At 44.4% G+C, this 12650-nt stretch carries 7 protein-coding genes and 1 pseudogene; all 8 read left to right on the top strand.

Features of this window, described 5'->3' with window-relative positions:
- Positions 1-250: 250 nt before the first annotated feature.
- A pseudogene (locus ABRS97_RS28235) lies at positions 251-3742 on the top strand (SDR family NAD(P)-dependent oxidoreductase); the annotation flags it as partial.
- Between the two features lie 834 nt (positions 3743-4576).
- Entirely contained in the window at positions 4577-7333 is a 2757-nt protein-coding gene (locus ABRS97_RS28240) for a type I polyketide synthase (protein WP_483312512.1), read from the top strand.
- Between the two features lie 5 nt (positions 7334-7338).
- Entirely contained in the window at positions 7339-8580 is a 1242-nt protein-coding gene (locus tag ABRS97_RS21735; protein WP_367817477.1) for a phosphopantetheine-binding protein, read from the top strand.
- Positions 8581-8630: 50 nt separating this feature from the next.
- Positions 8631-9317 carry an MBL fold metallo-hydrolase gene (locus ABRS97_RS21740; RefSeq protein WP_367817479.1) on the top strand — a complete coding sequence of 229 codons (687 nt, stop codon included), beginning with the start codon at positions 8631-8633 and terminating at the stop codon, positions 9315-9317.
- A 23-nt stretch (positions 9318-9340) separates the two neighbouring features.
- Positions 9341-10327, top strand: a complete 987-nt coding sequence (locus ABRS97_RS21745) for an acyltransferase domain-containing protein (RefSeq protein WP_367817481.1) — start codon at positions 9341-9343, stop codon at positions 10325-10327.
- 3 nt (positions 10328-10330) lie between these two features.
- Positions 10331-11107, top strand: coding sequence for an alpha/beta hydrolase (locus ABRS97_RS21750; protein WP_367817483.1), 777 nt, complete (start codon positions 10331-10333; stop codon positions 11105-11107).
- Positions 11108-11359 (top strand): acyl carrier protein, encoded by a 252-nt coding sequence (locus ABRS97_RS21755; RefSeq protein WP_367817485.1) that lies wholly within the window; start codon positions 11108-11110, stop codon positions 11357-11359.
- The gene (locus ABRS97_RS21760) at positions 11334-12641 is read left to right on the top strand and encodes a beta-ketoacyl synthase N-terminal-like domain-containing protein (RefSeq protein ID WP_367817487.1); all 1308 of its coding nucleotides are present in this window, start codon (positions 11334-11336) and stop codon (positions 12639-12641) included. Before ABRS97_RS21755 ends, ABRS97_RS21760 begins: the two co-directional genes overlap by 26 nt.
- Positions 12642-12650: the final 9 nt, after the last annotated feature.

The following is a 12650-nucleotide window of genomic DNA, read 5'->3' on the forward strand; positions in this document are numbered from 1 at the left end:
AAGGAAAATAGATATTGATCTATGCGATGAGCAAGGCAATGTCTGCATACGGATGAAGGAGCTCTCCTCCAGAGGGCTGGAGGGAGAGGCTGGTTCTACAGAAACCAAAGCAGCCGCAGAGCTTTTCATGCTTGAACCAGTCTGGGAAGAACAGTTGGCTGTTCACCAAAGTTCTGCTATCGAGTATGCTCAGCATCTGATTGTCCTATGTGAACTGCGTAGCGTCACCCCCGAAGCTCTGGAGGCGCGAATGAGCGGGGTACGATGTGTCACCTTACAATCGCCGCAGAAAAGTATCGCAGAACGTTTCCAAAGTCATGCGGTCCGGGTGTTTGAAGAAATTCAAAGCCTGGTAAAAGAGAAACCAAAGAAAGAAATTCTCATTCAACTTGTAGTCCCGAATCAAGGAGAAGAGGAGCTTTTCTCGGGTTTACTTGGACTATTGAAAACCGCGCAAATAGAGAATCCCAAATTGATCGGGCAATTGATTGAAGTGGAGGCAGATGAAGGGGCAGAAGGATTGAAAGAGATCCTGGAAACCAGCAGCGCCGCCAGGGAACAGCGTATTCGCCATCAATCAGGTAAGCGATTGGTTAGCAGATGGAAGGAAATCGAGGTACAGCCAGAAGCAGTCGACCTCCCATGGAAAGATCGGGGCGTGTATCTGATCACCGGAGGAGCAGGCGGCTTAGGGCTTGTATTTGCCGAGGAGATTGCTGGGCAAGTCCAGGGAGCGGTTTTAGTATTAACCGGCCGTTCTTCACTAAATGAGGCCAAGCGAGCCCAATTGAAAGAACTTGAAAATTTGGGCGCACATATCGTTTACCGGCAGGTCGATGTAACGGATAAACAAGCAGTGGCAGAATTGATACGAAGCCTTCAGGAACAATTCGGAAAGATCGATGGCATTATTCATAGCGCCGGAGTGATTAAGGACAATTTTATTATTAAAAAGACGAAGGATGAATTTGCAGAAGTATTGGCTCCTAAGGTTACTGGATTGGAAATCTTGGATCAGGCAAGCCAGGATTTGAGACTGGATTTCTTTATTTTCTTTTCTTCCTTAACAGGGAGATTCGGAAATATCGGGCAGGCAGACTACGCGACCGCCAATGCCTTTATGGATGCTTATGCCGAATATCGTAACCGATTGGCCCAATTGAACTTACGCCACGGCAAAACGCTATCCATCAATTGGCCGTTGTGGCAGGATGGCGGAATGAGCGTTGACCAAGAACGCGAAAAGCTGATGATTCAGAATAACGGGATGATGGCTATGCAGACCAAAACTGGCATCCGAGCTCTATATCAGAGCATAGCATCCGGGAAAGACCAGACCATGGTGATGGAAGGCCAACTCGCTAAAATGAGGCAGCAGTTGTTGGAAAGTAGCCCTGCTTCCGTACAATTGATGAAGTTGGAAGCGGCTAATAACAAGTTACAAGATCAAGTGCAACAAGAGCTAATCCAAATTGCAGCGGAATTGCTTAAGGTCAATCAAGCCAATATCGATGCAAATGTAGTGCTGACTGAATATGGATTTGAACCGTTCCATGTGGCTGAGCTAGCCAATAAACTCAATGAGAACTACTCATTTGAGGTTTCTCCAACTATATTATTTGACCATTCAACGCTTCGCCATATTACCAATTACTTGATCGAAACATACGGCGATATACTCAAAAATAGATATCGGACCGAGAATTTGTACATGACTTCTTCCACAGTAGAAAGTAAAAGAACTGAAGCAGCCGGGGAAGAATTACTTCGAGAAAGAGCCGTAAATTATGTAAAGAGAATGCTATCTTCCATTATCAAGCTGCCCGCGAATCGAATTGAAGCGGATGTCCAGCTCGAAAAATACGGAATCGATTCAATCATGGTTATGCAATTAACAAATCAATTGGAAAAAGTTTTCGGTTCGTTATCAAAAACATTGTTTTTTGAATACCAAACTATTCAGCAATTAGCCGGTTATTTTCTTGAGGCGCACCGCGAGCAATTACAAGAAATATTGGGGATTGAAGACAGAGTTGCGGCAGCCGTTATCCAGGATCAAGACAATAGGGTAGGCAGTGCGATGATTGCGCCTAAAAGCCATAGACGCCAACGGTTTGCCTCGTTTAAGGGTTCACCTGCAGAGAAAGAGAAAGAGAAAGAGGCCATCGACGTTGCCATCGTTGGGGTTTCGGGAAGGTATCCCGGGGCGAGAAATCTGCAGGAATTTTGGAACAATTTGCGGGATGGACGAGATAGCATCGTTGACATTCCTAAAGAGCGCTGGGACTCCAGCCTGTACGTTGACGAAGATAAAACGAAACCCGGAAAAACGTACGCCAAGCGGGGGGGATTTTTGGAGGGGGTAGATCAATTTGATCCGCTTTTCTTCCATATTTCCCCACGCGAAGCGGAAGTGATGGATCCTCAGGAACGATTATTTTTAGAGTGTGCGTATGAAGCCATGGAGGATGCGGGATATACTCGCGAATCATTGGGGGCGTACCGTGGGTTTGATTTGGAAAGAAACGTCGGAGTTTACGTAGGGGTCATGTATGAAGAGTATCAGCTTTACGGAGCCCAGGAGCAGATTCTGGGAAGACCGGTAACGGCGGGAGGAACCTTAGCATCAATTGCTAACAGGGTATCCTACTTCTTTAATTTCCATGGACCGAGCATGGCTGTGGAAACGATGTGCTCCTCCTCATTAACAGCCATTCATCTGGCTTGCCAAAGTATCCAGCGGGGCGGTTGTGAACTGGCGATTGCGGGGGGAGTGAATGTCTCTCTTCACCCGAATAAATATTTGAAACTCAGCCAAGGGAAGTTCATTTCCAACAAAGGAAGATGCGAGAGTTTCGGTGAAGGCGGCGACGGATACATACCCGGCGAAGGGGTAGGGGCTGTATTACTCAAATCGCTATCAAAAGCAATCGCAGACGGCGACCAGATTTATGGGGTTATCAAGGGTACAGCCATTAACCACGGTGGAAAGACCAATGGATATACGGTGCCTAACCCTAATGCGCAAGGAAATTTAATAAGCAAAGCCTTGAAAGAAGCCGGAGTAAATCCACGGACGATCAGTTATTTGGAAGCCCACGGAACCGGAACGGTCTTGGGAGATCCGATTGAAATTACCGGGTTGTCCCGGGCTTTTGGACAAGATACGCCGGACAAACAGTTTTGCGCGATAGGGTCGGTGAAGTCCAACATCGGGCATTGCGAAGGCGCAGCGGGGATAGCGGGATTAACGAAAGTATTGCTGCAATTGAAGAATGGCCAAATCGTGCCGTCGCTCCATTCCAAGGTGCTGAATCCTCATATCGATTTTAAGGAAACTCCCTTTGTGGTGCAGCAGGAACTGGCGGAATGGAAACGGCCATGGATCGAGATCGACGGAGAAGCCAAAGAATACCCGAGGCGGGCGGGAATATCCTCCTTTGGAGCCGGGGGAGCCAATGCCCATGTGGTCATCGAAGAATACATTTCGGATCATCGGGAAAGGGCCCAATCTGCGATAAGTCCCGAAAACCCGGCCATTATTGTATTGTCGGCTAAAAATGAGGAACGCCTGCAGGAGCAAGTGCGGCGGTTGATCAACGCCATTCAAGAGCAGCCGCTCACTGAAAAGGATTTGCTCGATACCGCCTATACGCTCCAAGTGGGACGGGAAGCCATGGAAGAACGTCTCGCCGTCATCGTTAGTTCCCTGGAGGAGCTTCAAGACAAGCTGACAGGTTTCCTGGAAGGTAAAGACGATATCGAAGACCTGTACCGGGGGCAGATCAAACGGAATAAGGAGACAATGGCAGTCTTCACTGTGGATGAAGACATGGCTAAAGCGATAGACGCCTGGATAAGTAAAAGGAAGTATGGAAAACTGCTTGATTTATGGGTTAAAGGATTGAGCATGGACTGGAACAGGCTCTACACGGGAATTAAACCGCGCCGCATCAGCCTGCCGACATATCCTTTTGCCAGAGAACGGTATTGGCTATTTGGCGATGATAAAAAACCTAGTAATTTGCCAGTTACAGAAACAGCTTCTTCCAGGAATAAAGCAAACCTTGCCGATCGTAAAATGTGTTTTCTAAAGAAGCAATGGGAACTATGCTCAAACACGCCTATACGGCAAGCAGATCCAACCATAGCCATCCTGACCACTCAGGAAACAATAGGGTTGGCGAAGCAAATTACAGGACATTTTCCAAAAAGCCATATTCTGAATGTTAAAGACTTGGAACTGGAACTCCGGCAGTCGCACTCCAAGTGGAACAAGTATGATGGCCTTATCGATTTGGTCGGATGCGGAACGGATCACACGGACTCACTTAACTGGATTCCCTTTCTCCAACAATTCATTGAGCAGGGTGAAAAAGAGGGCTTAACGGTGTTAGGTGTTACGAAAGGTTTGGAATCTTGCCATCATACAACCATCAACTTATCGGGTGCCTCTCACGCAGGATTGTATCGCATGCTGCAAAGTGAATATCATCAACTGCGGTCACGTCACGTGGATTTGGAGCCATATGCACAGGATCGCGAATTGGCACAACAGATTGCTTTGGAGTTTTTGATGGAAAGCGAAGAACCGGAAGTCTGTTACCGGAACGGACAACGATATCGTTCGTATTTGCAGGAATACCACGGAGAGGACAATGAAGAGCAAGAACTAGCATTCCCTGAGGATCATGTGCTCTTGATTACCGGGGGGACGCGAGGTATTGGCTATGTATGCGCTCAACATTTTACCGCCAAATATGGCGTCAAGCGCATTGTTCTTACGGGACGCGAACAACTCCCGCCGCGAGATGAATGGAATTTGGTCAAACAAGGTAATAGCCCCCTTGCACAAAAAATTCGGTCTATCGAAAGTCTGGAAGCCCAAGGTGTTGAGGTGCAGGTAAGATCGGTACAATTGACGGATCGTTTGGGTGTACAAGAATGTATAAGTGAGATCCATGACAACTTGGGGCCAATTGGGGGAGTCATCCACTGTGCGGGTTTAAATGATCGGGATAATCCTGCTTTTATCCGAAAATCGTCCCTTGGCATCCAGCGGGTGTTAGATCCAAAGGTAACCGGGCTGCAAATCTTAAATGAGAGTGTTAAAAATGAGCCGCTACAATTTTTTATTTTATTCTCATCTGTATCAGGCATGATTCCAACTTTAGCAACTGGACAAAGTGACTACGCTATGGCGAATGCCTATATGGACTATTTTGCCGAGGCCAATGCTAATTCACTCCCAATCATCAGTATTCAATGGCCTAATTGGAAAGAAACCGGTATGGGGGAGGTCAAGGGTCGAGCCTACGAACAAACTGGTTTATTAAGCCATACGAATAGGGAAGGATTGAATCTATTGGACAAAGTTTTAGCCTATAGAATCGGTCCGGTCATTCTCCCGGCAGTAGTCAATCAGAATTTATGGAAGCCTGATCAGCTGCTATCACGAACCATTCAAACAACGATTGGAATGAACATCGAACCGCAGCAACGGCATATAGATGTTCCGAATGCAAATGCTGTTGCCAGTACGATAGCTAAATCGGCTGAAAAATATTTGCTCGAATTATTTGCCCTGGAATTAAAAATGAATCCAGAAAAACTGGATGTAAATGTCCCTTTTCAGGATTATGGAGTAAATTCCGTCCTGCTGGCTCAAATATTGCAGCAAATTAACAAATTGCTTTCAGCTTCACTGGATCCTTCGATTTTCTATGAACATTCAACGATTGAGTCGTTAGCGCAATGGATGTCTAATACTCATCAGGTTGCTCTAGCTCATGTATTGGGAATCACTCCATCTGAGGAACAGCTTGACTCAGCTCGAGATTCGCTGCATGCCGACCCATCTCTTGACCATTCGGAACAGTCGGCTGAGCAAGAATCCCTAAAGAGTTCTTTATCTACTCGCGGCCTGAAATCGCATACGGGGTCAGATATTGCAGTAATCGGCCTATCCTGCCGGTTCCCGGGGGCCATCAATCTCGAGAAATATTGGAAATTATTAGCGGAAGGGCGGAGTGCAATTGGCTCTGTGCCAAAGGAAAGATGGGGACATTCAACCAACTTCTATGCCGGTTTGGTGGATCATATCAACCATTTTGATCCTGACTTCTTTTCCATTTCCAGGGAAGATATCAGCTCTATGGATCCACAGGCCTTGTTAGCATTAGAGGAGTGCTTTCATTTATGGTATCACGCAGGGTACACGCATCAGGAAGTGAAAGGAAAACCAATTGGGGTTTATTTAGGAGCCCGAAGTCAACCTCAATCTAATCAACTTCATTTAAGCAATGCCCGAAATCCGATTATGGCTGTAGGACAAAATTATTTGGCTGCCAATATTTCGCAATTTTTTGATTTGCGCGGCCCTAGCCTTGTGCTGGATACGGCCTGCTCCTCCGCCTTGGTCGCGATGAAAATGGCAGCGCAAGCTTTGCAAACCGGCGAGATTACTTCTGCAGTCGTAGGCGGGGTGAGTTTGTTGAATACAGATTCGGCACACAGGCTGTTTCAACAACGGAATATTTTAAGCCCCGAGCCTGTATTTCATGTATTCGATCAACGTTCGCAAGGAACTGTGCTAGGAGAAGGTGTAGGGATGGTTCTCTTGAAAACCGTTGAACAGGCCCTGGCGGACGGAGACCAGATTTATGCAACCATAAAAGCAATTGCCGTCAATAATGACGGACGCACTGCCGGACCGGCAACGCCTAATCTGCAAGCCCAAAAAGAAGTCATGCGAAATGCTTTGGCCCAAAGCGGCAAAAAGCCAGAAGAAATAAGCTATATTGAGGCAAATGGTTCGGGTTCCGAGGTTACCGATTTACTGGAGCTTAAAGCCATCCAGTCTGTTTACCGTACTTCCAACTCTGCAATATGCGGTTTAGGATCTATAAAACCGAATATCGGGCATCCGTTATGCGCCGAAGGAATCGCAAGTTTGATTAAGGTCATCCTTATGCTCCAAAACAAACAAATCGTCCCCTTCTTATCGGGGGAGAAGGCTATGACACATTATGATTTGAATGCTACACCTTTTCATTTTTATCGAAATCTTTCCGGTTGGACCCATATGCCGCGGGTTGCGGCCATTAATTGCTTTGCCGATGGGGGTACGAATGCCCATGTCGTATTGGAGGCCTGGGAAGAGCCTGAAGAGTTAAACGGACATTCCGTTAAGCGACATCCCCTGCCGCCTCCAGAATTGAAACGTTATGACGTCCGGAAGGAAAAGACAACGGTTCTTGCTGAAACAACGACCCATCAACAACAGGCATCGAACATCGTGAGTATCTGGAAAAGGAAAATAGCGGAGGAATAATGAAAATGAATGAACAATTTCTGATCGGCATCGATAATCCAATACTTGGCAACCATAAGGTATTTGGTCAGGCATTACTGCCTGGCTTGGCTTATATTGACATGCTCTATCAACTTTTCCGCGAAAATGGTTTTGACTATACCCAGCTTGAACTTCGTGATGTAACTATTTATAACCCATTAATTGTGGAGCATGACCGTAGTGTCATGCTTCATGTTCAATGCACGGAAATTCACAAAGGACATTGGCAGATTCGGATTGAAGGCCAGGAACAAGTAAACGGAATTTTATCAGTAGAAAAAAAGCATTACATCAGCGCTGAAATGCATCAGTGCGCCCCTGTGGCGTTTAGTGAAATTTTAGATTTACATGTGATAAAACAATCGGCAAATGTTAAATCTTTAGACGAGATTTATGAAAAATTCCGCTGCCATGAATTGGTTCATTCCGGTTTCATCAAAGCTGAGGGAACCATTTATACCCTGAATAACGAGGCGATTCTTGATATCTCACTTGGACAACATGCTCTGCCCAGCGCCTCTGAATTTATGTTTCATCCTACCCTCATGGATGGAAGCGGCGTTGGTGCTAGCGACTTGATGGCAAGCGTGCTTACCGAGACCCAGCAGCTATTTTTGCCGCTGTTTTATAAATCGTTTCGAGCTTCCGCATTGCTGCAAAATACATGCTTGGCCCGAGTTCCGCTTTCATCCATCCAGTCAAAAAATGAACTGATCTATTTTACATTGGAGTTTTTTGACGAATTCGGGAATAAAGCAGGCGAACTGAGTAACCTGGCGGCTAAACGAGTCCGGGAACCCGGTTTATTACAAGCTAACCGCACAAACAACGCATCATCATTGTTGGAACAGCCTGTTTCAGCTCCTCTGGCAACACCCGCCAGCGCAGAACGTGTTCAACTAACATCCGCGGAAGTGGAGATTTTCTTGCAGCAATTGCTAGCTAATCAGGTGAAAAAACCAGCCCATTTCATTAACACAAGGATGGAATATTATGAAATGGGATTGGATTCGTCCGGATTGATGGAAATTGTCGATGCCATTGAAGCTAACCTCAAGGTCAAATTACCGCCGACTTTGTTATTTGAGTACACAACCATTGCTGAATTAGCAGCTTATCTGATTCAAAATTATGCCTCGGAATTTAGTAGATACAGCCAGATCAAGCAAACGAACGAACAAATGGATTCGAAACATCAAGAGAAACTATCGGAATTGCTTTATTAGGATGGGGCATTTGATTCAATCGAATGAAAATTTGTAGAAAAGGAGGGGGGATGAAGTATCTTATGGATACCCATACGGTGTACCCGTTAAAATTACGAAACCGAAAGGCGATCAATTTTACATATCTTATCGTTGATCATCATACCAGACAAGTAGCCATCATAGATCCGTCGTGGGAATTGGATAAAATTGAATCAACGTTGCACATGGTGAACGGCCATCTTACAACGATATTATTGACTCATTCTCATTATGATCATGTTAATTTAGTTAATCGATTGTTGGAAAAGTACAACCCGCAAGTATATCTGTCTCAACAAGAAATTCATTTTTATAACTTCGAGTGTGACAATTTACATCCATTTGAAGATAACGAAGTAATCATGCTTGGCGATACTCAAATCTCATGTATGCTAACCCCGGGGCACACATATGGAAGCGCTTGTTTCCTCATATCGAATCACTTATTTACCGGAGACACGATATTTATCGAAGGTTGTGGGATTTGCACCACGGTTGGGGGAGATCCGGAACAGATGTTTCATAGTATCCAAAGGATAAAATCCGCCATTAACCCAAAGGTTCAAATATTCCCCGGACATTCATTTGGGAAAAATCCCGGGTATACGTTGGATTACCTGTTAAAGCAAAATATTTACTTTCAATTCATAAACAAAGAACATTTTATTATGTTCAGGATGAGAAAAGGTCAAAAAAATCTGTTTAACTTTTGCTGAATCATTCGAATTAGGGGGTCGAAATGAAGAAACCAATTGTGTTTATGTTTTCTGGACAAGGCTCTCAATATTATCACATGGGAAAGGAGTTATTTCATAACCATCCCGTATTTCGAAAATGGATGCTACACATGGATGATATTTCGCAACGACTTATCGGCAGATCTGTCATTCAAGAAATTTATCATGAACAAAGGCGAAAAGAGGAGAAATTTGTTCGCACGTTAATCACGCATCCGGCCATTTTCATGTTGGAATATGCGTTATCTCAAGTTCTATTAGAAAGCGGGATAAAGCCGGATTATGTTTTAGGTACAAGTTTGGGCGAGTTTACAGCAATTGCTGTTTCCGAATGCATGCGTGTTGAAGATGTACTGGCGTGCATTATCAAACAAGCTGAAGCTATTGAATCCCTATGTAAAAATAGCGGGATGTTAGCTATTCTGGGTAACATTAGTGTTTATCATGAAAACCAAATGTTGTTTAAGCATATTGAGTTAGCATCGATGAATTATCACTCGCATTTTGTTGTTTCAGGCGAGAATGAAAGATTAACCGAAGTTATTCGTTATTTAGCGGAAAACAATATCCTCTACCAATCGTTGCCGGTTTCCTATGGATTTCATTCTTCATGTATGGATCCCGCGGAAGAGACATATAAAACCTTTTTAAGAGCAAAGTCATTTCGTAAACCCGTTATACCCACGATTTCTAGTCTGTTTGGAGCGCAATTGGTGGAAATACCGAACCATTATTTATGGGAAGCCGTGAGAAGTCCAATTCAATTTCAAGAAGCTCTTCTAGGACTAGAAAGGAGGTCAGCGTGTACGTATTTGGATTTAGGGCCTGCGGGAACGTTGGCAAATTTCACAAAATATAATCTTCCCAAGGATTCCATGTCTCAATGTTATTCAATCGTTACGCCGTTTGGTCAGGATATGAAAAATGTTATGAAGATTGAAAGCTTACTAAAGGTAGCAGATTTTAAAATGATGAATGGAGTGAACTGACAAATGCATGAAACAAAAGATGTTTATTTTAATAATGGGGACATTAAACTCAGCGGGAAATTTTATCTGAATTTGGATGATAACGATAAGAAAAGCATTGTTATATTATCTGTCGGTTTTGGCGCAACAAAAGAAATGCTTGCTAAAAAAGCTATTGATATATGCGAAGGCGGAAATCACGTTTTTACTTATGACTATCAAGGCCATGGCGGCAGTGAAGGCGTTGCCGGTCATGAAATGGTCAGTGACATTTTTGCAGCGATCGACTATGCGAGGAGCTATATTTCAACTGATTTGCCGATCATACTCGGCGGTCAATGTATGGGAGCCCTTTTTTCACTTCAAGCAGCTGCGCAAAACAAAAATGTGACAGCTGTTTTTGGTATGTCCATATTGCTGGAAACGGCGATCACCGTGGAAAAATGGGAATTCATTGTTGAAGTTTTGAATTCGAAACGAGAAGGGCATCACTGTATTTTTGATCAGGATAGTTTGCTCAAGGATTTCCGCAAAAACGATATCAAGGATGTGCTTAATGAACTGGAAGGTTTGCCGGTATTTTTAATTCATTTTGAAAATGATGATATCATGCCTGTCGATTTGATTCTCAAAACCTTTTTACAGAGCCCCTGTGAGAAAAACATACTTATTCTTGATAAAGGGAGACACGTTGATTCTTATATTTGCAATCATTTTAATGAGATGCTTGTCAGCTGGATTAACGAGAAAAAAGAAAGATGGTTTATGACAGTGGAAGAACATAATAAGGAGGCTATTTAGATGACAAAGGACGAAGTATTTCAAAAGGTAAAGGGCTGCATTTTGGAGATTCTGCCAGATTTGAGTGAAGATGAGATTAAAATTGAACTTTCCCTTAAGGATTTAGGGGCGAATTCTATTGACCGTGCGGATATAGCGGTAAATTCCATGGAAGCCCTTGGACTTAAAATGTCAATGGTCGAATTTGGGCAAGTAAAAAACATACAGGAATTGGTGAATTTGCTTTATGGAAAGAAAGTTGAACTTGTCTGATCAAGCGTCAGGCATGAAACACCATGTAGTTATCACCGGAACTGGAATCATAAGCCCGATTGGGTACAGTACAGAGGAATTCGCTGAATCTTTGAAGTCGGGAAGATGCGGCATCGACTTTTGGCAGAGCCCGCCTGGATCTGCTGCACCTGTGAAAATAGGAGCACAAATCCGTGATTTTTCATTTGACCAATTGATCAAGCAGTGCGCTTTCCCCGCAGAACTTGCAAATAGAGCCAGACTGAGTGCGAGACGTTCTCCTTTTTCCGTACAATGCTCAGTACTGGCTGTACTGGAGGCATGGGTACAAGCTGAACTCCATACGAATCCAGTAGCGGATGAGCGTAAAGGAATCGTTGTTTCAGGAAGCAATCTTTCACAAAACTATGCATACTCCCTGTATAAAAAGTTTGAAGAAGCTCCTGAATATCTCTCACCAAGCTACGCGCTGCATTTTATGGATACGGACCACGTCGGAACTATCAGTGATATATGCAGCATTAAGGGGGAAGGTTTCAATGTTGGCGGCGCATCTGCAAGCGGTAATATTGCTATTATCAAGGCGATGCAGTTGATCCAGCTCGGACTTGTTGATCTATGCATCGTAGCGGGAACAGTTGCAGATCTTTCACCAATGGAATTGATGAGTTTCAGCAATCTAGGGGCTATGGGCGGCAAGAGCTTTGAAGGCGAGCCTGATCAAGCTTGCCGCCCCTTTGACAAGAAACACGAAGGATTCATATACGGACAGGCAGCGGCATGCCTTGTTCTTGAATCCCGTCAGTCCGCTGAAAAGCGCGGTGTGAAACCACTCGCAGAACTCCTTTCAGGAGCGCTGGTATTGGACGGTAACAGGTTATCCGATCCGAATGAAGACGGCGAAGTACGCGCTATGGAGCAAGCCTTGCAACAAGCGGGTCTTTCATCAAAAGATATCGATTACATTAATGCACATGGTACATCGACGCCTGCTGGCGATATGACTGAGATTAGGGCAATAAAAAGGCTATTTAAAGAACGCCTGGGGGATATATGGATGAATTCAACCAAAAGTCTTACGGGCCACTGTCTGTACTCTGCCGGCATTGTAGAGGCTTTGTCAGCAATCATACAAATGAAAGAAGGCTTTGTTCATCCCAATCTGAACCTGGAAGAACCGATTGACCAGGCGTGCAGATTCAGTAGAGGCATGTCGGTGAAAGCGAATCTGCAAACTTCTTTGAGCAACTCATTCGGGTTTGGAGGCATCAATACGAGTATAGTCCTAAGAGGCATAAATTAAGGAGGTACG

The organism is Paenibacillus tabacirhizosphaerae, from assembly GCF_040812395.1.
In the GTDB taxonomy this organism is placed as follows: domain Bacteria; phylum Bacillota; class Bacilli; order Paenibacillales; family NBRC-103111; genus Paenibacillus_E.